Raw genomic sequence first — 22,414 nt, forward strand, 5'->3', positions numbered from 1 at the left:
ATGACTGATACGCAAAAGCCCAAGCTGCGCTCGCGCGCCTGGTTCGACAATCCTAACAACATCGACATGACCTCGCTCTATCTGGAGCGGTATCTCAATTTTGGTCTCAGTCTCGAGGAACTGCGCTCGGGCAAGCCGATCATCGGCATTGCCCAGTCGGGCAGCGACCTTTCGCCCTGCAACCGCCACCACCTCGTGCTGGCCGAGCGAATCCGTGAGGGCATTCGCGAGGCGGGCGGCATCGCCATCGAATTCCCGGTCCATCCAATTCAGGAAACCGGCAAGCGTCCGACCGCCGGGCTCGACCGCAACCTCTCGTACCTCGGCCTTGTCGAGGCGCTCTACGGCTATCCGCTCGACGGCGTGGTCCTGACCACGGGCTGCGACAAGACCACGCCAGCCATGATCATGGCTGCTGCGACGGTGAACATCCCTGCGATCGCATTGTCGGTTGGCCCGATGCTCAATGGCTGGCACAAGGGCGAGCGCACCGGTTCGGGGACGATCGTGTGGAAGGGCCGTGAGATGATGGCCAGGGGAGAACTCGACGCCGACGGCTTCGTCAAGCTCGTGGCCTCGTCGGCGCCCTCCACCGGCTACTGCAACACCATGGGCACGGCGACGACGATGAACTCGCTGGCCGAGGCGCTGGGCATGATGCTGCCGGGCTCGGCGGCGATCCCCGCGCCGTACCGTGACCGCCAGGAATGCGCCTACCACACCGGCAAGCGCATCGTGGACATGGTGCATGAGGATCTGAAGCCCTCGGATATCCTGACACTCGATGCCTTCCACAATGCGATCGTCGTCAACGCCGCGATCGGGGGGTCGACCAATGCGCCGATCCACCTTGCCGCCATCGCACGCCATATCGGTGTCGACTTGCCGCTCAAGGATTGGGAAACTTACGGCCACAGGATACCGCTGCTGGTGAACCTGCAGCCTGCCGGCGAATACCTCGGCGAGGACTACTACCGTGCTGGCGGCGTGCCGGCGGTGGTGGCCCAACTGATCAAGCAGGGGCTGATCGTTGAGGGTGCGATGACCGTCAACGGCCAGACCATGGGCGACAACTGCCGCGACGCCACCATCGAGGACGAGCGCGTCATCAAGACGTTCGACCAGCCTCTGGTCGAAGAAGCGGGCTTCCTTGTGCTGTCAGGCAACTTGTTCGACGCAGCGATCATGAAGACCAGCGTGATCTCGGACGAGTTCCGCCAGCGCTATCTTTCAAACCCTGACGATCCGGACGCCTTCGAGGGCCCGGCCGTCGTGTTCGACGGTCCTGAGGACTACCACCACCGCATCGACGATCCGGCGCTGGGGATCACGCCCGAAACGCTGATGTTCATGCGCGGTGCCGGTCCGATCGGCTATCCCGGTGCGGCAGAAGTCGTGAACATGCGCCCACCGGCCTACCTCATCACTGAAGGCGTCACGGCGCTGCCGTGCATCGGCGATGGCCGCCAGTCCGGCACCTCGGGCAGCCCCTCGATCCTCAATGCGAGCCCCGAGGCCGCGGCAATGGGCGGTCTGGCACTGCTTGAAACCGGGGACCGTGTGCGCATGGACCTGAAAAAGGGCACCGTGAACGTCCTCGTTTCCGATGAGGAACTGGCCGCACGCCGGGCTGCGCTGGAAGCGAAGGGCGGTTACGCCTATCCTGCGTCCCAGACGCCCTGGCAGGAAATTCAGCGTTCGGTTGTTGGGCAGATGGACACGGGTGCCATTCTCGAAGGCGCCGAGAAGTATCAGCGTATCGCCCAGACCATGGGCCTGCCGCGCGACAATCACTGAGCCGGACAGGGCACTGAAGGGAGAGAGCGTCGTGGCCGAATGGCGCAAGATCGAGCGCGACGTGCGCGACATGCTGGGCGAAGGCACGCTCTGGAGCGCGCGGGACAATGCGGTCTATTGGGTCGACATCCTGGCCCCCGCGCTCAACCGGCTGTCACTGGCCGATGGCAGCGTGGAGCGGTGGGACATGCCCGAACCGATCGGGTGGGTCGTGGAAAATGCAGCTGGAGATCTGATCGGTGGTTTTCAGAGCGGTTTTGGGCGGATTTCCGCTGATCGCTGCGCCGTCCATCACATCGCTGTCCTGGAGCCGCATTTTCCGGGCAACCGCATGAACGACGGAAAGGCGGACCGCCACGGCGCAATCTGGTGCGGCACGATGGACATGGCCGAGGAAGAAGCCCGTGGTTCGCTCTACCGGCTCGATCCGGATGGTACCTGGCAGGTGATGGACCGCGACTACATGGTCCCCAACGGCCCCGCGTTCTCCGCCTGTGGGCGCTGGCTCTATCACTCGGATACGGCAAAGCGCACCGTCTACCGTTTCGCGATCACGGATAAAGGGATTGCGCGGAAGGAGTCCTTCATCCAGTTCGGCGAGGACGATGGCTTCCCCGACGGCATGACCGTCGATCGCGAAGGCTATCTCTGGGTTGCGCACTGGGACGGCGGACGTATCAGCCGCTACGATCCGGACGGCGAACTGGATCGCGCCATAGACTTGCCGGCACGCCGTATTACCAACATCACTTTCGCCGGTGAGGCGCTGGATCGCATGTTTGTCACCTCGGCCGCCATAGGTTTGCCGGAGTCCGAATTCGATGGTGCATTGTTCGAGGTGGAGAGCGGCGTCACCGGCATGCCGACAGCAATTTATGGCGGTTAGATCCAACCTAGTTACTGCAACCGCGCCGTTATTGAGCAGTCGTGCGTGCATGGCTCCCGCTACCTGGTGGTCCATGTTGACTGGTAGTGTCAGGTTGCTTCCGGTGCGGCGCGATCTTGTTGTGCCAGCTGTCGGGCCATCAGCTGGCACTTCCGTGCCACTGACAGACACGGATACGCACAGCTCAGAGGCAAACTGCAGCCGTCAGAAGTCCATCGCAGCAAACCATTGAATTCCGTCTTTTGTGGCGCAATGGTGTCGTCTGAAAATTGCAGGCTTCCAGACTTCAGTCTTGATGGCCCGCCCCGCAGGACAACGATAAGGGCTGGGCGGCGAGGACGAGCGCTCATCGTCGCAAGAACTGCGGCCAGCTTTGCCAGACACTCTGGACGAGTCCCTGGCGGCCACATCTAGGCACTTTTCCGTTCGTTTTGTCCGGCGCGGTCACGCCACCTTGGGGATTGCGGTGCTGGTCGAGCCTGCCATTCTGCCAATGGTCGGAGAGATGTTTTCCAGAACGGCCACATCGATGGAACCCGGTACCCCTTCGAGATCAGAAGATCTCACATGCCGAAGGAATTGGTCAACCTGCGTTTGCAGAATGATGGCTTGTTGTTCGAGTTCGGTCGAGGAAGTCAGAACCTGCGATGCGGCCGCTCCGGTCGTCAATGACGTCTCGCGGACATGCGCGATATTGGATGTCACGTCGTCGGCGCTGCGGGCGGCTAGGTCAATGCTGCGTGCGAGATCCTGTCCTGCCACCGATTGCTGGTCTACGGCAGCCGCGATCGAAACCGATGTCGCTTCCAGTTCTTCGATGTCCTTGCCGATCGCGTGCAGGGCCGCGACACTGCAAGCTGTCGATTCCTGAATGTCGCGGATCTGCTGTGCAACTTCCTCGGTGGCTTTGCTGGTCCGGTCGGCGAGTTCCTTGACCTCGGATGCGACGACGGCGAACCCACGCCCGGCTTCCCCACCACGGGCGGCTTCAATGGACGCATTGAGTGCCAGCAGGTTGGTCCTGTGCGCGATGGTCGAGATGAGTTTCACGATTTCGCCGGCCTGCTCGGTGGAAAGCGACAGCGCCAGAATCGTCTCGTCGGCGTCGCCGGCGGTCAGGGTCGCCTTGCGGGCCAGTTCCGCAGAGGTCGCAGCCTGACGGCTGATCTCGTTGATCGACATGGCAAATTCGTCGCTCGCCGCAGCGGCGGCCGTCACCCCGGTGGAGGCTTCGTTCATCGCGGCCGAGACTTCGCCGGTCTGCATCGCCGATTGCTCGGCGGCAGATGCCATCGAGGTGGCCGTCAGCTGCAACTGGGTGGATGCCGCCGCGACGCCGCTGACGATCTCGCCGATGGTCTGTTCGAACTGATCGGCTAGCTTGAGCAGGGACGCTTTCTGCTGCTCCCGCATTTCCTGCCGCTCGCGCTGTGCCTCCTTCTCCCGCTCGACATCCGCCTTGGCCGCTTCAACAGTATCCGCACGCATGCGTTCAAGCCGAAGATAGCCGCGCCGGAACACCTCGAGCGAGCGCGCCATGTCCCCGATCTCGTTGGTGTCGTCGGTTCCGGGAACCACGATGTCGTTGTCCCCATCGGCCAGCTTGAGCATGGCTGCGGTGATATCCTGGAGCGGCCGGGTAATCTCGCGACGCGCCAGACCGAGCGCAAGTGCGCCGTTGACTGCCGCTGTCAGGGCGAAAGCGAACATAGCCCATTCGCCCCAAGTGACGATGTCATGGCTGCTCTTCCGGCTGGTTACGGCATTAGAAAGGAGAACGCTCCGAAGCTCGGCCGCCTTGCGCGAAAGTTCGCCGGCTTGCTCTGCATTGCTCGAAGGCTGGCTGCCGGAATGCATTCTGGCGGAGAGTTCTGTCAGTCCCTCGTCGAGTTGGTTGAATGCCAACGCGATGCCGGGGGTGGCATCGCCCACACCAAGGCGAGCTTGATCCAGCTTGTCGTTCGCTCCGTTCAGCAAGGTCTGGACAGAGCCGAACTGCGCGGCATCGCCGTTTCTTCGGGCGGGCTCGATCTGCTGTGCGGCCGCACCGATGTCGCTTTCGGCCTGGGACACGAGACGGGCTGCGCCGTTCAGTGCGGTATAGGCCTGCGTCGCGCTGTCGATCTTCGAAAGAGCGGCCCAGCAGGCTATGGAAATTATCACCGAGAGCCCGAGGAATACGCACATCACGATGCGCATCTTCGTGGCAATCGATTGGCGGCTGAACCAATCGCGCTTTCGCGCAGGCATCATATCCGACATTGAAGAATCCCCCGACCGGCAACCCACCGCCTTTGGTCCGAATTATTTCCGGCACCTTATGCGCGGGCACTTAAGCAAGAATTAAACGCCGCGGCGCCTTTCGCTGCCGTGCGGAACGCGTCAGCCGGCGGCTCTGCGACTACTGCAGGAGCGCTGCTCAGCGGGTTCAAACGAGGCGTGCCGGTACAGACCGCGCAAGGTGCGATCAGGGGCGATGCGATCGGTTTGCCCGATGGTGGTCTCGCCTGCTCCCAACATCAGCCATCCATCCGGCGCCAGCGCCGACGCCACCCGGCCGAAGGCCCGCGTGCGGGTAGCATCATCGAAATAGAGCAGGACATTCCTGCACAGCACGATGTCAAAACTACATGGGTTTGGCAGCGGGTCGAGCAGGTTGTGCTTTTCGAAGCGCACCATCCGCCGCAACTTTTCGCGAGCACGCCAGCCTTGCGGCGTTTCATCGAACCACTTGACCATCTGCCCCACGGCAAGGCCGCGCTGAATCTGGAAGGGCGTGTAGCAGGCGGCGCGGGCATTGGCGATCACGGGTTCGGACACATCAGTCCCGAGAATGTTGATCGTCCAGCCTGACCAACGTGCCTCCTGCTCGGCGAAGAGCATCGCCAGCGACAGTGCCTCCTGCCCGGTCGAACAGCCCACTGACCAGACCGCAAGAGTGCGCGTCGAGGCGCGTGTGCGGGACAGTTCGGGAAGGACATGGTCCGCCAGCAAATCGAACATCGCACGGTCGCGAAAGAAGTAAGTCTCGTTGTTCAGAAGGGCTTCCACCAGCCTGTGTGCCTGTGGCGACCGGTGTGAGGAAGCCAGCATGGCGATCAGGTGATCAAGGTCGGGAATGCCGAATTCTCGGGAAAGCCCGGAGAGGGCAGTTCTGATACGCCAACGGCGGCTGGCGGGAAAATCCTGGCCAGTCTCCGCCCTCAGCAAGTCCGCGAGAATGCGTTTGGATGCTTCGCTTACTTGCACGCGGTCAACCCGATGCTGGCAGCAATACGACTGGCAATGCCATCGGGCGGTAGGATGGCCGAGGCCAGCCCGGCTTCTGCCACGGCACCCGGCATTCCCCAGACCGCCGAGCTTTCTTCGTCCTGCGCCAGCATCGCGCCGCCTGCGGCGACGATCCGCGCGGCCCCGTGCACGCCGTCGCGCCCCATGCCTGACAGCACGACGCCAAGTGCCCTGCGGCCGATTTCTTCTGCCAGCGATGTGAACATGGGATCCAGCGACGGTGTGCATCCACTTTGCGATGGCGTGCGATCGAGGCGCACGACGAGCCGCCCGGCGTTGCTTCGGAACCCCAGATGCGCATCACCCGGTGCAATGATGATCCGATCAGGTTCGACTGCCATGCCTTCCCCGCCCAGCAGTGTCTCGCATCCCGATGCACTGGCAAGTTGCCGGACAAAAGCCGGCATGAAAGCGGAAGGCAGATGTTGCGTGACCAGAATGGGAATACCCAGTCGCCGTGGCAGGGCCCTGAACAGACTCGTCAGCGCATGAATGCCTCCTGTAGATGCACCGATCGCAAGGGCGCCGACAGGCTGTCTGAGGGCAGGGCGGGTCCTGGGTATCGCACCGACCGGCGGCGGCAGATCATGCCGGACGTTTCTTACCGGTCCCAGGTCGCGAATCTTTTGAATCAGGATCCTGCGGTAGCTGTCGCGCGAACTGCGGGCATCGGGCTTGGGCAGCGTATCCGCAGCCCCCAACGAAAGCGCCGCCAGAGTTTGTTCGGCGCCGTCCACTGTAAACGACGAGACCACCAGAATGCGCGCGCCGCCGGCCCGTTCGATAATTTGGGGCAGGGCCTCCAGCCCTCCCATGCCCGGCATGTCGAGATCGAGCAGAATGACATCGACACTGCAGTCACGCAGCATTTCGAGGGCATTTTCGGCCGTGCTGGCGGCTGCGGCCACTTCAAGCCCATCGGCACTTTCCACCATGCGCCTGAGCGCCGTGCGGGCGACCAGCGAGTCGTCGACGATCATCAGCCTGACCGGCAGGACCGGCGGTATTTTTCCAGAGACTTTTCCGGCCGCCGCCCGCACCATCGCCAAGGAACTCAGGCAGCGCCGACAAGCTGGAGCTTCATGTGCAGCGTTTCGTGATCGAAAGGCTTCATCACGTATTCGTCGGCCCCGGCCTCGATGGCGGTTCGGATATGCTCACTGTCGTTCTCGGTCGTGCAGAAAACCACCTTGGGCTGGCTGGTATGGCCTCCCTGCCGCAGCAGCTTGATGAATTCGAGACCGTCCATGATCGGCATGTTCCAGTCGAGGAGGATGAGATCGGGCATCGCCTCTTCGCAGCGATCAATGGCTTCCCGGCCATTCGCAGCTTCTCGCACATCGAAGTCCAGGGATTCGAGCGAACTGCGCAGAAAATTCCGGATCATTCGCGAATCGTCGACGATCAGACACGTCTTCATCGGTGCGCCCCCTTCCTCAGGATGCCAGAATTCATGGCCTAGGCCTGCAGACGTAACCAACCGCTTAAGCCGCGCGCGTTTCAGGAATGCCTTCGATCAATGCGGCGACATCCAGCAGCAGCAGTGGCCCCTCTTTCGTTTCGACGATCCCGTGCGACATCCCTTCCCAGTTACCGCCATGCCGTGCGCCTGCGGGAGTGGGATCGGACAGGGCCTGCGCAACATCCTCGACGTTATCGAGCAGCAGCGCGTACGCGTGCCCATCGTGAACGGCAATGGCGGCCGAAGCTCCGGCCTGCCGCTGGCCCGAATGTCCCAGGCCCAGCGCACATTGGCAGTCGATCACGGTCAGAACACGGCTGCGCAGGGTGGAAAGGCCCGCCACGTGGGCGGGGCTGCGCGGCACCGGGGTCAGCAATTCGAGTTCGGCCACCGACTCGATATCGTCGACGCGCAAGGCCACTTTCTCGCCGGCAATTTCCACGATGAGAAGCAACGGATTCATTGCCCGCTCCCACCGGTGGAAACGCGCAGCGCTGACAGCAGCCCGGCGTGATCGTAGCGATAGATGCTGCCAGGCTCGTCCGGTGGCTCGCCAGGTGTCGCACGGAGCCGGATGACCTGCCGTGCACCGGCAGGATGAAGTGCATCCGGCATGGAGAGGATCGCGAGATCCATGTCCGCTTCACCGGCCCCGGCAATGCGATACCCTGCCGCCTCAACGATCGGCCTCACGAAGTTCTGCAGCCAGGGATCGTCTGAGGCCAGATGACAGGCTGGCCGCCTGTCTCTTGCCGGTGCGGACGCGTGGCGGGCAAAAAGCTTGTAGGGAGAAATGAGCGTCGTTGCCTCTGCGTCGACCAGAAGAACTCCCTCCGTCTCGCTGGCGGCATTGGCTGCGACAAGAGCCGCATCGACATGCCGGACCCCAAGAGCTTCTCGGATCCCATATCCGATTTCGCGTTGCCCGTCCGTGAGCAGGAACAGCCGCAGCGCATGGTCCGGAAGCAAGCCCCCAGCCGTTCCCGCCAGAGGCAGGACCCGGTCTCCAATGACCACCAGCGTTAGGTCGTCTTGGATTTCCAGGGCTGCAATTCCGACTTCCTCGAGACGGTCGACGACAGCCATCGGGATGGCCTTTCGCTTGCCGTCTAGGCCAATGAACAACAGCACGGGCGTCTCGCGTACGGGTGCGGCAGCCTCATCCGTATCGGCCAGCCTGTCGCTGTGCTCCAGCGCATCCAGTTTCAGACCGCCGGCCTTCGCCAGACCTGCCACTTCGAGGAGGAGAGTCGGATGGCCATCGTCGGTCAGGGTGGTGCCGGCATAGAGCCCCGTTGCGATGATGGCGGGCGCCGCGGGCTTTACCACCAGTTCCTCATGGTTGTGCAGGCGATCGACGGCCAGCGTGAAGAGCTTTCCGTCGGTGAGCCGCAGCACGACAAGCGTCCGCTCGTCGCTATCGACGGCGCTTTCCAGATCGAGCAGGTCTGACAGTTCCAGGCCGGGCAAACGGCGGTTCCGGATCTTCGCCAGCATTGCGCCGCCATGGCGCGTGACTTCCACGGCACGGCTGCCGATTTCCACGATCTCCTCGACCGAGGATCGCGGAATGGCGAAACGCTGGCCACCGCTGCTCACGGTCAGTACGGGAATGATCGTCAGGGTCAAAGGCACGCGCAGCGACAACCGGGTGCCCTGACCCGGTGCGCTCATTACCTCCAGCGCCCCGCCCACCCGTTCGATGTTCGCGCGCACGACGTCCATGCCCACGCCGCGTCCGGAAATGGCGGTAACCGCCTCTGCCGTGGAAATGCCCGGCTCGAAGATCAGGGCGACCCGCTCGCCGCGGGAAAGGCCCGCCGCCGCAGCAGCATCGATCACGCCGTTGGCGATGGCCTTTTCCACCAGCCGGCCATCGTCGATGCCTCGTCCGTCGTCCACGATGTCGATCAGGATCTGGTTGCCCGACTGGCGCGCCGATATCGAAAGCAGGCCGGTTTCGCGCTTGCCGCTTGCCCGCCGGTCCTCCGGCTTCTCGATGCCGTGATCGACCGCATTGCGGATGATGTGGGTCAGCGGGTTGCGAATGATCTCGATCATTTCGCGGTCGAGTTCGACCTCGCTGCCGTCGACCTCGATCTTCACTTGCTTACCGAGTTCCGCGGACAGGTCGCGGGCAAGCCGGGGTAGCATAGAAAACAGACCTTCGAGCGGCTGCATGCGCGTCTGCGTCATCGCGTCGCGGACATCGGCGATAATCGACGAGAGGCGCTCGAATGGTTCGTGCAGGACCGCTTCGGCAGAGCTTTCGCGCAGCCTGCGGGCCAGATCGTTGCGCGCCAGAACCATGTCCGAGACGCTGCTCATCACCCGGTCGAGCAGTTCGACCGGAAGCCGGATCGAACGCCGCCCCTGCGACGCATCGCGCGGCTCCGTGCCGTCTGCCGCCTGAAGGGACTGGAGCGTCTGGACCGGCAATTCGGCCTGTGGTTTGAGCGCAACGATAAGGGCGTCATCGCCACCATCAGGAAGCTCGCCGCCACCTTCGATCGTGTCGACCATGTCTCCGATCCGGTCGACGATCGCCAGCACTGCGCTCACAAGGGCGAAGTCGGGTTTGCGCCGATCGGCGCGCACATCCGCCAGCACGTCCTCGACAGCGTGGCTCAGGGATTCCAGGCGCGGGAAATCAAAAAAGCCGCAGTTGCCCTTCACCGTGTGGAAAAAGCGGAAGATTGCATCCAGCCTGGCGCGGTCGCCGGGATCGTCCTCCCAGGCAACCAGCTCTCCGCCCAGCGCTTCGAGCATTTCGCGCGTTTCCGCCAGAAAATCGGCAAACAGGTCGTCCATCCATGCCCCCCGGATCGGCAGGCTTATGAAGGCGAATGTTTTAACCAAGCGTTAGAAGTGTCCGAAGATTGTAAGGCCATGGCCGGAAAGGTGAATCGGCGTTGGTGAACGGCGTTTCCATTTCAGCAAGTATTTCACCCTAGCTTGACGCAAGCCGGAGAGGGGGGCGTTTCACATTGATCGAAGTTGAAGTTCAGAACGAGACGCACCAGAACCAGCAGTGCATCCGGTTTTCTGCCCTGCCGCGCATCGGCGAAGGGCTCAGGCTGCTTGAACCGGATGGCTTCTGGACCTCATACGACATCATAGATCTCTGGTACCAGAAGGCCGAATTCGGGGACATCTGGGTGCCGTACATCCATGTCCGCATGACGCCGTCGGAACGGGCGGAAAAGCCCGAGGCGACCCCCGTCGCGTGCCTCGACGACCATCAGGACGTGATAGATCAGACCAAGACGATCGCTCGCATCCTGAGCGATCATGAAAATTCCTGAAAGAGAGGAGACGCGCCGTGCTTGAGGGCCTGATCAAACGTTCTCGCGCGCAGGGCCGGAATGACGGCAGCGCGGCCGAAATACCTGCAGCGTTGCCGGAACCCCTGCACGACCGTCGCTGCCTCCTTATCGATGACTCGCGCGTCATCCGCAAGCTGGCCCGCCGCATTCTGGAAGGCCTGGGCTATACCGTGACCGAAGCCGAGAACGGCGAAGAAGCCCTCGCCAAATGCCGGGCCGCCATGCCGGACCTTATTATCGTCGATTGGAACATGCCGGTCATGGGCGGAATGGAATTTGTGACATCGCTGCGCTGCATGCAAGGTGACCGCAGGCCCAAGATCATGTTCTGCACCACGAATTCGGACACGGCTGACATTCGAAAAGGCATTGAGGCCGGCGCCGATGAATACGTGATCAAGCCCTTCGATCAGCAGACCCTGCACGCGAAGTTGCAGCGGATCGGCGCAGCATAGAGGCTGATATCTGGCTGCCGCACGTGAAGAAGTTGCCTGAACAACGCCGGCCACTTCGGCATTGCAGCAGTCGCGTCATGCTGTGATGACAGGCGTATCGCAGCGGTCGCGATGGCCCTCGCTGGTCACCTGCCTGAACAACTGCCCGGCCTCCCCACATCCTCCGGTAGTCGTGCGTATACGCGGTGTTCACGATCTAACGGACTCTACAGGTTTGCCTGTCGGCCTCCTGAATTTCGCAACGGAATTGAGCCCGATCCAAAAATGCCGCACGGATGCAATAATTGCAATTGGCAGAACTTTCTAACCTAGGTTAGTAATAATGCAAGTCCGACAACAGAGATTCGGTCTGCTCAAATACCCATGGAGAGATTCACAATGAAGAAGATTGGTTTGCTAGCCTCGATCGCAACAGCTGCCACCCTTTCAGCTGTTCCCGCCGCAATTTATGCCGAAACGACCCAACCCGTTCGCGAAGTCACTGAAGCTGCCGCCGAACCTGTCCAGATAAATACTGGCATGATGCTCTACAGCTCCACCGGTAACCGCGTTGCTCCGATCTACCGTGTCACCGCCGATGGCAGCCCGCAGCTCATTCTCAATGGTCGCCTTGTCACGGTCCCGGCCTCGAGTCTGACCATTGTCGACGGCAAGGTCACATCGTCATTGACCAAATCGGAAATTGCCAAAGCCAAGTAAACGGTATTCCATCCTCCCTGTCGCGCATCGATGGGGAGGAGCTGCCAGCACAGCTGTAGCTGTGGGATCACAAACCCTTCCGTCCGCATCTGATGGCGGTGCCAACGCCCCGTTTTCTCAAGGAGGGCAGTGACGATTGGGAGCGTCCCATATCCCATCCAGGTTCTCCGGGGATTGCCCTGACATTGGCAGATGTTTCACGGTAAGGAAGTGGCGTCGTTATAGCCTCATCAGCATCTTTGGAACGGCTTTGCCCGTGTTGGCTTGCCTTCATCTGGCAATGAGGGGGTCGCTTTGATCACTAGCAGGTTCATTATTTGCTTATCTTGTGGATTGCGCGTCGAACGCCAGATTCAGCAGCACGGCAGCCAGGGTGGTCAGGACAATGCCTGAGTGAAACAGCGGCCCCAGAGCCTCGGGCATGGCCTGGAAGAACGTGTTTGAGAGGACCGGGATGAGGCCGATCGCGATCGATACTGCAACCACGAGCAGACGCGGCTGGGTTAGCTCTTCACTTGCAATCACGCGAATGCCGGTCGCAGCAATCGTACCGAACATGACCAGTCCCGCACCGCCGAGAACCTCGACGGGGATGGCAGCCGCCACGGCCGCGAATTTCGGACATAGGCCCAGCAGGATGAGGATAACGCCAGCGCCAGCGACAACGAAGCGCGATCGCACACCGGTCAGCGTCAACAGTCCCACGTTCTGGGCATAGGAGGTGTAGGCGAACGTGTTGAATGTGCCGCCGATGATCGTGCCCAGAGCATCGGCGCGTAATCCCCGGGTCAGTGCGCGCGCATCTGCCGGCCTGCCGACGATCTCGCCAGCAGCCAGGAACATGCCGAAGGACTCCACCATGACGATGGTCATGACGAGACACATCGCTGCGATCATCGGAAACTGGAACGTCGGCATCCCGAACTGAAAGGGGCGGACTACGGCAAACCAGGGTGCGGCGGCCACGTCTGTGAGGTCAAGCTTGCCCACCGTCATAGCCACGGCTGAACCGGCCACCACGCCGAGGAGGACGGCCGCCGACCTTACCAGCCCGCTTCCCAGCCGGGTCAGGGCCAGAATGGCAAGGAGTGTCGCCAAAGCCAGTCCAAGACCCGTGAGCGCCCCGAATTCAGGAGAATCCGGCCGCCCGCCACCGGCCCAGTTGATAGAGACGCGCATGAGGGATAGGCCGATCATAAGAATGACACATCCCGTCACATGCGGGGGAAACCATCTGGAGAGGCGGCCAACAAGCGGAGCAATTATCATGCCGAACACCCCCGAGACAATCACCGCTCCGTAGATCGTCGTCAGGATCGCGCCGGGTGCGCGTCCCGCGGCAAGACCGGTGCCGATCAGGGCGAGCATTGGGCTGACCGAAGCGAAGGTGACGCCCATCATGATCGGCAAGCGAATGCCGACCCCCGGTAATCCGAGGGTCTGGATCAGCGTGGCGATCCCGCAGGCAACCAGATCCGCACAAACGAGCTGGGTCAGGGACGCGGCATCTAGCCCGAGCGCCCGTCCCACGACGATGGGCACTGTCACAGCCCCGGCGTACATGATCAGCACATGCTGGAGTGAAAGGGGGAGTAACCGCGACAGGGCGGGCACGGCATCGACGTCGTCCGGCGGCGATAATGACGGTTGGGCGCCCGAACGTGCACTTTTTCCCTGGCGCACTGATGTGCAATCGAGGCTATCAGTGTCCATCATGTCATTACTCCGCAGCGCTCTCATCTATTTCGACCAGGCGGTCAAAGACCGATCGATCCGCAAGGCGGCCGACAACCTGAATATCACTTCGTCCGCGATAAGCCGTCAGCTCCAGATTCTCGAGGAAGAGCTCGGGGTTGAGCTGTTCGTTCGCATGCCGCGTGGCATCCGGCCCACCGCGGCGGGGGAAAGCCTGCTCGCCTACGTGAGACGATGGAACCGGGATTCCGAGCAACTTGACCGCGAAATTGCCCAACTCAAGGGTGGCGTAAGAGGCACGATCCGCATCGCGGCGGCCGAAAGTCTGATCGAGGAAATCGTGCCGCGTGCCATGGCGCGGCTGTCCGAACGTTTCCCGCTCGTGGATTTCACGCTCATCTCCGGCGACAACTACCACATGCGCAACACCCTGCTGGCCCGCGAGGCGGATGTGGTCTGCGCATTTGATGTGACCGACAGCGGGCCCACGCGCGTTGTCGCCACTATGGAGGCACCGATGGGTGTCGTGCTTCCGGTCGACCATGCTCTGAGCCATCAGGAACAGATCTCGCTTGCGGACTGTGTCCGCTACCCCATCGTCGCGCTCCCGGCCGATTGGCTCGTGCATAGCCGCATCGGTGACCTGTTCGACCGCAGTCGCGCGCCGCTGCGCATCGTTGCCCGGGTCGAGCGTGTCGGAATGCTCAAGAGTCTGGTCGAGGCAGGCATAGGCATTGCCTTTCTCTCGCGCGTCGGCCTGGCGCGAGACATAGACAAGCGCCGCCTCGTCTGGCGGCCTCTGGTGCCGGGGGCTGCCGCCCCCGGCGTCGTATCCGTCCTTGTCCCCCGCGGCCAGGTGCCTGCAGCCCACGTATCCGCGTTCGTGGACGTGCTGCGCGATGAACTTCATTCGCATCTGCGCTAGCGACCTGACCGAAAGCGGGGCGATTTTCAGAACGCGAAAGTCACGCGGCCAATGACCGTGCGGGGCGGAACCTTCTGGTCGAAGGTCGAGTAGACGCCGAACACGTCGGTGAAGCGCGCCGCCGTCGCATTGGTGTCGAACAGGTTCTGCGCGATCAGATCGACGGAAATACCGTTGGCGAGATCGACGCCGGCCGACGCGTTGACCTGCGCATAGGCAGGGACCCTGTCCACGGCGGGATTGTTGAACATGCGCGACTGCAGGCTGGCCCGGTAGATCAGCGTCAGCGCCGCACGTACGGTCGCCGTGTCGCTAAGCTCGGACTTGTACTGAGCTGAAAACGTCCCCGAGAACTTGGGCGTCTTGGCAAGTTCGTTGCCCTTCAGGTCCTGCGCGGCCGCCGCACGGGCCAAAGTGACTGCCGGCGCGAACTGGTTTAACTTCTGCACAACCACGAGATCGTATTCCGCCGCGGCTGCAGCGAGGTTGTCGAGTGCGATGAAGTGCGAAGTGATCTTCGAATCCAGCGCGGCGGCAGTCCCAATCAGGCTGAACGTGTCGGTCACTGCCCACTGCACTTCCGCCTCGAGGCCCAGGACGCGGGACTTGGGCACATTGACCACGCCGCTCGCCACGTTGCGCGGATCCGTGCTCTGCGCCTGGAGGTTGCGGTAATCGTAATAGAACGCCGCAAGGTTCGTGCGAACGCGGCCGTCGAACAGGTCACCCTTGAAGCCAAGCTCGTAGGCGTTGATGGTTTCCGGCTTGAAGCTGGCGAACACAAGGTCATCCGCGACGTCAGGCTGGCCGAAGGTGAGGTTGTTGCCGCCCGGCTTGAACCCGCGTGTGTATGACGCGAATACCATCATCCCGGGCGCCACGTCGTATTCGAGCGCAAAACGGCCTGTGACCGCGGTGCTGGTCTTGGTTACGTCAGCGGTCGGCGCGTCGCGAAGGATGTTGAAGAAGTTGTAGTTCAGGTTGTGCGCCGTATCGTGGGTGTAGCGCAGGCCGGCAGTCACGCGCAGGGAATCGCCGACGTGGTAGGTTCCCTGACCATAGAAAGAGTAGGACTTGCGCGACGGGAAGAAGTCGCTCTGGAATCCGACATCGGCACCGAAAGGCGGAATGCCGAAGACGACGGGGTTATAGGTTTCCGTGAAGGGATCAAGGATGCCGTTGCGGTTCTGGTCAACCCGCTCGAAGGTGTGCGCTTCGATGTCCTGCTTGAACCAGAAGGCGCCCAGGGTCCAGTCGAGGCCCCCCAGGATGGGCTTGCTCGAAACCAGGTTTAGCTCCGACGTCCACGACTTGTGGTACTGGTTCTGTGCCTGCTCGTAGCTGCGGCGCAGCACCAGCGGGCTGACAAGGTTGACGCTGGTGAAGTCGTTGTCGCGCGAACGCACGATTTCGGCGGTCTGGTAGGAACCGAGATATTTGATCGTGAACGCCGGCAAATCGAGTTTCACGATCCCGCTGTAGAGCGCGGTGTCGAGGTCTGTCTTCGAGGGATCGTCCTGCGACAGGCGCCGCGCGCCGGGGGTCGGATCGAGAAGCCCGAAGCGGGCGGCGCCATTGACGTGACTGGCGTAGTGCTGCGCCGTGAGGTTGATCGAGAAATTGCTGGCCGGCTGGAAAAGCGCCTGGACGCGCCAGCCGGTCTGGTTCTTGTCGTCGAGCCGCTGGCCGTTGAAGACGTTGAGCGTGGTGCCATCCTGGCGCAGGTCGTTGATCGCGCCGCGGATCGCGAGCATGCTGCCGACCGGCACATTCAGTTCGGCTTCCAGCTCGCGGTAGTCGTAAGAGCCATAGGCGCCCGAGACGCGGCCCGAGATGCGGTCGAGCTCGGGCTTGCGGGTGATGATGTTCATCGCGCCGCCGGTCGAATTCTGGCCGAACAGGGTACCCTGCGGTCCGCGAACGACTTCGATGTGGTTGACGTCGAGGAAGCTTGAACCCAGCGCGAATGGCGAGACGATGTAGACGCCATCCTGATGGAACGAGACCGAAGGCGCAGCCACGTCGTTCTGATTGGCTTCCTGCCCGACGCCGCGGATCGAGATGGTGACACGGTCGCCGCCTTCCGCCGGGCTGACTGTAAGTCCGGGAGCAAGGCCGCTCAGTCCCACGAAATCCTTGACGTTGTTGGCTTCAAGGGAGTCACTGGTGATCGCAGAGATTGCTTGCGGAACATCCTGCAGGTTCTGTTCACGCTTTTCCGCCGTCACGACGATGTCGCCGAAATAGGCCGTGCCGTCACCGCTTGGGCTTTCCTGCGCCGAAGCTGGCGAAAAGCAAGCGAGCGCGGTCGTACCGGCCAGAACGGCCGCAAATTTCTTGATCATGTCGAAACCCCCCGGACGAGGAGCACACTCCGTGCGCTCGTCAAATGCAGCTGGAATTATTGCTAGACGAGTGCCCCGCGGCGAACATTGTTGCTTGCCACACCCGTCGACGGGCAATTAGCGCCCGCAGCATTTTCACAAAAGTGTAGAATTCCGTTCGCAGCGTTCGCAAAAAGTATGCGCATGTATGCCCTCTGGCCGCAACGGGTCGAGCAAGGTCTATATGCCCTACAGCGCATGGGACGGCGGCAATCGGCGTGTAACATTGGTGGAGAGACTGCATGACGGAACGGCAGAATTACCGGGCTTATCAACCGCGAGTGGACTTTCGGGTTCGTCCCACAAATCCGGCATGACGGTGAACCTGAGGGCGGTTATGGCAATGTCCGCAAACTGGGATCCAAAAATGTCCCTTGAATGAACCTGGACGACGAATTGAAAGATCGGAACTGTTGGCCTGGTTGCGAGGTGTGCTGATTTCTGCAACGCCTTGCCCGGATCATTGCACTCGACGCAGCGTGATGTTTCACGCACATGGGGCTCGCGGAGTATTGCGTGCGCGATCCGTTTCCCCGTTGCCCGGCGCTGCATGAGACTGTCCGTTCCTTCTCGTGAAGGACGCTTGTCCAAATGGGGACAGTCACGTCGGGAGATTCCGATGACACTTCCGCTTGTCGATCTGTCCGCGTCAGCGAATGCGGGCAATGCCATTGACGCTGGCCTTTCAACATACGGCTTCCTGCAACTCGCCAATATCGGGATTACCTCCGCCGAACTGGATGAGGTATTCCGTGCAAGCGAGGCTTTCTTCAAAGGCCCCGCAGTCATCAAACAGCAATGCGCATATCGCTCGGCTGCGGAGAATTTCGGCTACCAGGGCCTGCTCGAGGAAAACCTCGATCCAGGGGCGCCGGCCGATCTCAAGGAGACGTTCACGATGCGCAACATCGTGGCCAATCCGCCGCCGCGGGAGCGCTGGCCCTCGGACGCGTTTCGCGAGATCATGTGCCGATTCTACGCTCATGCTCTCGCCTGTGCCCATGACGTCCAGCGGAGAATGGCCGTCACGCTGGGGCTGCCGGAAGATCATTTCACGCGGCTCCATTCCGGGCAGAACGTCACGTTGCGCCTCCTGCATTACCCGGCAAACGCGGCGCTTGAGTCACTTGTCGAACCCGACCCGGCGCAATTGGGCGCAGGCGCGCACACCGATTATGGCTTCATGACCCTGTTGTTCCAGCACGGCGTCGGCGGTTTGCAGGTCCTCGACAGAAACAACGCATGGATTGACGTGCCGCCGCGGGACGATGTTGTGGTCGTCAATAGCGGCGACATGCTGGAGCGCTGGACTAACGGCAAATACAAATCGACCATGCACCGCGTAAGGGCCAAGACCGGCGACCGCGACCGGCTGTCCATCGCGATCTTCATCGACCCCGACACGGACGCGCTGATCGAGGCACTGCCCAGTTGTGTTTCGTCCGAAAAGCCTGCGCGTTTTGCCCCGATCTCTGCCGGGGCGCATCTGCAGGCGCGGCTGGAGGCGTCGCACAAGGGAAGGTTCACGCAATGAATGGTGCGGTTCGCAGCGCAGTGCGACGGCGGATCGACCTGCCTTTGCTGGCCGCGGGATCGGCGGCCTTTTCCGTGTCGACCATGTTCAGTTCGATGAAGCCGGTTCTGATCACGCGCTTCGTCGAACAGGCCCACTATTCCTCCAGCCTTGCGGGACTTGCGGCAGCCATGCCGTTCGTCGGCGGCATCGCCTCCTCCGTACTGATGCCCTGGCTGTTCCGTCATGTGGGCGCACGCTCGGCGATGGTAGTCTTCGCGACCGGCCTTGCGCTTTGCGAGGCATGCAATGCGCTGATCTTCACCATGCCCGTGCTGATCCTGCTTGGTCAGTTCCTTGCCGGCATTTGCGGCGGTGTGCTGATGGGCATGGCCTCGCGCCTGATTGCGGTGTCCGATCGTTCGGAGCAGAATTTCGGCATCGTGGACATGGTCGGCGTGCTGGCGATGTCCTTCATGATCGCCGGTTTCGGCTCGGCGGTCGAGTGGGACGGGTTGCGCGGTGGCTTTAGCGCTGCCGCTGGTCTCTGCGCGCTTTTCACTATGATCATTCAGTGGTGCCGCGCCGGCCTGCCCAAACCCCACGGCCCGGCCGAACTCGACCGCGCCCCCCCGTTTACCATCAGCTGGCGTGCGGGGGCCATCATTGCCATGGGCGTGCTGTTCGTGACGTTCAGCGGCCTTGGTTTTGCCTTCATGATCACTGTCGCCCGCAATCTCGGCATGACCTATGACGAGGCCAGCTCCGCGATCGGGGTAGTCCTGTTTATCTCCGCCTCCGGTTGTCTGATTGGCGGATGGTGTGCCGCGAAATTCGGACCCAAACTCCCGCTGATCGCAGCCTTCGCAGTCTGTGCCCTCGGCTGGCACACCGCCTTGAATGCCAGCAGTCAGTGGGCGTTTCTTCTCGGCCTTGGCCCTGCGATCTTTGCCCTGCAATTCTGCTTTCCGGTGTTGCTCACCTTGGCAGGTTCTTTCGACAACGAGGGCCGACTGGCTGCCATAGCAGCGCCGATAATTGTCAGCGGCTTCGCCTGGGCCGCAATTCTGGCCGGATTTCTGGTCGATCTCCGGGGCATTGGCGTACTTTCCGCGGCCAACGCGGCAGGTATGGTTTTGTGCACCCTCCTGGTGCTCGGAGGCACATCCAAGCCCTCATCCCAAAAGCCAAAACAAATGGCGTGACATATCCCTCTCCTGAATTAACTCACAGAAACAGGAATTTTTTTTCACATTATTGAATATCTGGAAAGGTTCTCAACCTAATTTTGACGCCTGGCTCAGGCGCACTTTCGAGTGAGAATGGGTTGCCACGTTGATCATCCTTCAAAGGAACGAAGGATTGAGAGTTGAATTTGGGAATCGCGGTACCAAAAACCTTCGACACTAGACTTCAGGCCATTCCAGAAACGCGATTTGTACCTGGTCAGTACGCAATCCATTTCGTTTCCGTCATTGCATATCAAGCATTCGCGGCGTGCCCTGTCTGATGCGAAGGATATCCGGCTTGATCATATGGCGCCGCCGCGAGCCTAGGGTCAGGACCAATTATTCAGCGTAGTTGATGAGCCGTGATCCAAGTCTGACAGAGCTTTGCACACCGATGTCGTCCGCGTTCGAGCCTACGCCGATGCGATAGGTCCCGGCAGTTACGCGCCATCCATTCTGTTTTTCATCGAATTCGGCGATGAGGCGTGGATCGATGTCGAATTTTACAGTCGCGGCCTCGCCGGGTTGCAGCGCAACTTTTTTGAAGCCCAGCAATCGGCGCGCTGCGCCGCCGGGCTTGTCGATCAGGTAAAGCTGCACGACATCGCTACCGGCGACTCTGCCGGTGTTGCGAACGGAGACTGTGGCAGAGACGTCTTGCGAAACGGATAGGCGGAGCATCTCGTGGCTGAAGCCTGTGTAGCTGAGGCCATAGCCGAACCAGTAGCGCGGCTGCTTGTGCTCCCTAGCGTACCAGCGGTAGCCCACGTCCGATCCCTCGATGTTGTAGTCTACATCGACCTCGGTTCCCTCGGGCTGGTCCCAGCCGGGGACCACGGGCCGGGGAAGCTGGCTTTCGTCCATCGGCCAGGTCAGCGGCAGACGGCCGGATGGGTTAACCTCGCCGAACAGAACGCGCGCGATCGCCTCGCCGCCCTTGCTTCCCGAGTACCATGCCTGGATGATGCCCTTTACCTTGGTGGCCCATGGCATGCGGATCGCATTGCCGGTCTCGAGCACCACGATCGTGTTGGGATTAGCCGCCGCGACGGCCTCGATCAGCGCGTCCTGGCCATAGGGAAGCGTCATGTCCGGGACATCATCGCCTTCGCCCGAGGGCTGGTAGACAAAGACGATGGCCACGTCGGCCTCCTTGGCGCTGGCAGCAGCGGAACTGGCATAGAGTCCGTTGTCATAAGTGACTATGGCACTGCCTTTTGCAGCCTGTTCGGCAGGATAGATACCGACGGCCCCGCTCTTGGGCGCGCCCACCATGTCTCGGATGGCCGCCAGTGGCGAGGACGGGTGGAATACCACGCTGGCAAACGACGCCATGAGTCCTTCGCCACCGATCGGGACACTGCGCAGCGGGAATGGGCTGGTTCGAAAGGGCGAGTTCACCTGCGACGAGCCGGTGCCTGACGGTACGCCGGCGTCGGCGTGGCCACCGATCACGGCGATACGCTTGGCCGTCTTTGCGAGAGGCAGGATGTCATCGCCGTTCTTCAGGAGCACGATACTCCCTTCGGCCTGCGCCAGCGCGATCTTGGCGTGCGCTTCAAAATCGATCAGGCCCTTGACAGGCGGATTGTCGAACAGGCCGTGTTCGAACATGGCATGAAGGATCCGGCGCGCGGCATCCGTAACACGGGCTTCCGGTATCTTGCCGGAAGCCACGGCCTCTTTGAGCGGCTTGTCGAACCAGACCTGCTTGTCAAGTTGCTCACCAGATTGCTGATCGAGTCCGTGCGGGAGGGCATCGAGTGAATGAACCGCGCCCCAGTCCGACATGACCCAGCCCTTGTAGCCCCAGTCCTGTTTCAGGGTCTTGTTGAGCAAATGGTCGTTCTCGCAGCCGTAGCTGCCGTTGATCATGTTGTACGAGCACATCACCGAACCGGGGTTGCCCTGCTCAATCGCGATCTCGAATGCCAGTAGGTCGCTTTCGCGGTGGTTGGCTTCACCGATGACCGAGTTGGCCGTCATGCGCAGGTGCTCCTGGTCATTCAGCGAGAAATGCTTGACCGTAGAGACAATGCCCGTCGACTGGATGCCAGCGATCGCCGCGCCGCCAATCATGCCGGCAAGCAGCGGATCCTCGCCGGCATACTCGAAATTGCGGCCGCCACGCGGATCGCGCAGCAGGTTCACGCCGCCGGCGAGCTGGACGTTGATGCCTTTGGCTCGCGCCTCGTTTCCTATCATCGCGCCACCGCTTTTCGCGAGGGCGGGATCGAAACTCGCCGCCAGTGCGAGACTCGATGGCAACGCGGTAGACATGTCCTGCTGGCCGCGCACGAAGCCGGGATTTGTTACGCCGAGGCTGGCATCGGACTCGTTGAGTGCAGGAATACCAAGCCTTGCATTCCCGGGAATGAAGCCTGCTGACCCGATCGCGCCGTCAGGTAGTTTCGCTCCGGGGCCGAACAGCATGGTCATCGGGCCGTGAAGCATTGCAATCTTCTCGTCGAGTGTCATCTGCGCCAAGAGCAAGTCGGCGCGCCGCGCGGCGGAAAGCTTCCTGTCCATCCAGGGGCGGGCCCCGGCTGACGCAGACACTGCCGCAGTCTGAGCGGACACCGGTCGAGCAGGTGCGAATGCGGCAGCCAGGACCGCGACGAGCGCGGTTCCGGCGATGAGCGCGGACTTCATGAAAGGTAACTCCAGATGTCTTGTGAGGTGTTCAATGCGACGGCTTTGGCATCGCCAGACGTGTCCGTCGTCAGAACATTTGGCGCAGGTCGCAGCTTAG

General features: G+C 61.7%; 18 protein-coding genes. 9 read left to right on the forward strand and 9 right to left on the reverse strand.

What is annotated here, in order from left to right; all coding sequences use genetic code 11:
* Complete coding sequence (locus MTR64_RS13920; RefSeq protein ID WP_243994688.1) at positions 1-1,797, forward strand: IlvD/Edd family dehydratase; 1,797 nt, start codon at positions 1-3, stop codon at positions 1,795-1,797.
* Between the two features lie 31 nt (positions 1,798-1,828).
* Entirely contained in the window at positions 1,829-2,683 is an 855-nt protein-coding gene (locus MTR64_RS13925) for an SMP-30/gluconolactonase/LRE family protein (protein WP_243994689.1), read from the forward strand.
* A gap of 444 nt (positions 2,684-3,127) precedes the next feature.
* Here the strand turns inward: MTR64_RS13925 and MTR64_RS13930 are convergent, their stop codons facing one another.
* Complete coding sequence (locus MTR64_RS13930; RefSeq protein ID WP_243994690.1) at positions 3,128-4,615, reverse strand: methyl-accepting chemotaxis protein; 1,488 nt, start codon at positions 4,613-4,615, stop codon at positions 3,128-3,130.
* 12 nt (positions 4,616-4,627) lie between these two features.
* Between MTR64_RS13930 and MTR64_RS13935 the strand changes: the two genes are divergently transcribed.
* The gene (locus MTR64_RS13935) at positions 4,628-4,948 is read left to right on the forward strand and encodes a hypothetical protein (RefSeq protein ID WP_243994691.1); all 321 of its coding nucleotides are present in this window, start codon (positions 4,628-4,630) and stop codon (positions 4,946-4,948) included.
* A gap of 117 nt (positions 4,949-5,065) precedes the next feature.
* Here the strand turns inward: MTR64_RS13935 and MTR64_RS13940 are convergent, their stop codons facing one another.
* The 5 genes from MTR64_RS13940 to MTR64_RS13960 form a co-directional block, all read right to left on the reverse strand.
* A complete protein-coding gene (locus MTR64_RS13940; RefSeq protein WP_243994692.1) occupies positions 5,066-5,932 on the reverse strand; it encodes a CheR family methyltransferase in 867 nt (288 codons plus the stop codon).
* Positions 5,923-6,954, reverse strand: a complete 1,032-nt coding sequence (cheB, locus tag MTR64_RS13945) for a chemotaxis-specific protein-glutamate methyltransferase CheB (protein ID WP_243994693.1) — start codon at positions 6,952-6,954, stop codon at positions 5,923-5,925. Before cheB ends, MTR64_RS13940 begins: the two co-directional genes overlap by 10 nt.
* Positions 6,955-7,028: 74 nt before the next feature.
* A complete protein-coding gene (locus MTR64_RS13950) occupies positions 7,029-7,394 on the reverse strand; it encodes a response regulator (RefSeq protein WP_243994694.1) in 366 nt (121 codons plus the stop codon).
* 64 nt (positions 7,395-7,458) lie between these two features.
* A complete protein-coding gene (locus MTR64_RS13955; protein ID WP_243994695.1) occupies positions 7,459-7,899 on the reverse strand; it encodes a chemotaxis protein CheW in 441 nt (146 codons plus the stop codon).
* Complete coding sequence (locus tag MTR64_RS13960; protein ID WP_243994696.1) at positions 7,896-10,247, reverse strand: chemotaxis protein CheA; 2,352 nt, start codon at positions 10,245-10,247, stop codon at positions 7,896-7,898. The genes MTR64_RS13955 and MTR64_RS13960 overlap by 4 nt, the downstream gene beginning before the upstream one ends.
* Before the next feature lie 176 nt (positions 10,248-10,423).
* On the opposite strand from MTR64_RS13960, the gene MTR64_RS13965 reads away from it, so the two are divergent.
* The 3 genes from MTR64_RS13965 (at position 10,424) to MTR64_RS13975 (ending at position 11,916) form a co-directional block, all read left to right on the forward strand.
* Entirely contained in the window at positions 10,424-10,741 is a 318-nt protein-coding gene (locus tag MTR64_RS13965; protein WP_243994697.1) for a hypothetical protein, read from the forward strand.
* Positions 10,742-10,833: 92 nt separating this feature from the next.
* Positions 10,834-11,217 (forward strand): response regulator, encoded by a 384-nt coding sequence (locus MTR64_RS13970; protein ID WP_243994705.1) that lies wholly within the window; start codon positions 10,834-10,836, stop codon positions 11,215-11,217.
* A gap of 378 nt (positions 11,218-11,595) precedes the next feature.
* Positions 11,596-11,916, forward strand: a complete 321-nt coding sequence (locus MTR64_RS13975; protein WP_243994698.1) for a hypothetical protein — start codon at positions 11,596-11,598, stop codon at positions 11,914-11,916.
* Positions 11,917-12,237: 321 nt separating this feature from the next.
* Here the strand turns inward: MTR64_RS13975 and MTR64_RS13980 are convergent, their stop codons facing one another.
* A complete protein-coding gene (locus MTR64_RS13980) occupies positions 12,238-13,632 on the reverse strand; it encodes a nucleobase:cation symporter-2 family protein (protein ID WP_243994699.1) in 1,395 nt (464 codons plus the stop codon).
* Between MTR64_RS13980 and MTR64_RS13985 the strand changes: the two genes are divergently transcribed.
* Entirely contained in the window at positions 13,631-14,536 is a 906-nt protein-coding gene (locus tag MTR64_RS13985) for a LysR family transcriptional regulator (protein ID WP_243994700.1), read from the forward strand. The two genes, MTR64_RS13980 and MTR64_RS13985, sit on opposite strands and share 2 nt — an antisense overlap.
* 26 nt (positions 14,537-14,562) lie before the next feature.
* Here the strand turns inward: MTR64_RS13985 and MTR64_RS13990 are convergent, their stop codons facing one another.
* Positions 14,563-16,881, reverse strand: coding sequence for a TonB-dependent receptor (locus MTR64_RS13990; protein WP_243994701.1), 2,319 nt, complete (start codon positions 16,879-16,881; stop codon positions 14,563-14,565).
* 589 nt (positions 16,882-17,470) lie between these two features.
* Here MTR64_RS13990 and MTR64_RS13995 point away from each other — a divergent pair.
* Positions 17,471-18,454 carry an isopenicillin N synthase family dioxygenase gene (locus MTR64_RS13995; protein WP_243994702.1) on the forward strand — a complete coding sequence of 328 codons (984 nt, stop codon included), beginning with the start codon at positions 17,471-17,473 and terminating at the stop codon, positions 18,452-18,454.
* Complete coding sequence (locus MTR64_RS14000; protein ID WP_268740917.1) at positions 18,451-19,638, forward strand: MFS transporter; 1,188 nt, start codon at positions 18,451-18,453, stop codon at positions 19,636-19,638. Before MTR64_RS13995 ends, MTR64_RS14000 begins: the two co-directional genes overlap by 4 nt.
* A 363-nt stretch (positions 19,639-20,001) precedes the next feature.
* Here the strand turns inward: MTR64_RS14000 and MTR64_RS14005 are convergent, their stop codons facing one another.
* Complete coding sequence (locus MTR64_RS14005; RefSeq protein ID WP_243994703.1) at positions 20,002-22,314, reverse strand: glycoside hydrolase family 3 protein; 2,313 nt, start codon at positions 22,312-22,314, stop codon at positions 20,002-20,004.
* Positions 22,315-22,414 lie beyond the last annotated feature (100 nt).

Source organism: Novosphingobium album (ex Hu et al. 2023), assembly GCF_022832385.1.
In the GTDB taxonomy this organism is placed as follows: Bacteria; Pseudomonadota; Alphaproteobacteria; order Sphingomonadales; family Sphingomonadaceae; genus Novosphingobium; species Novosphingobium album.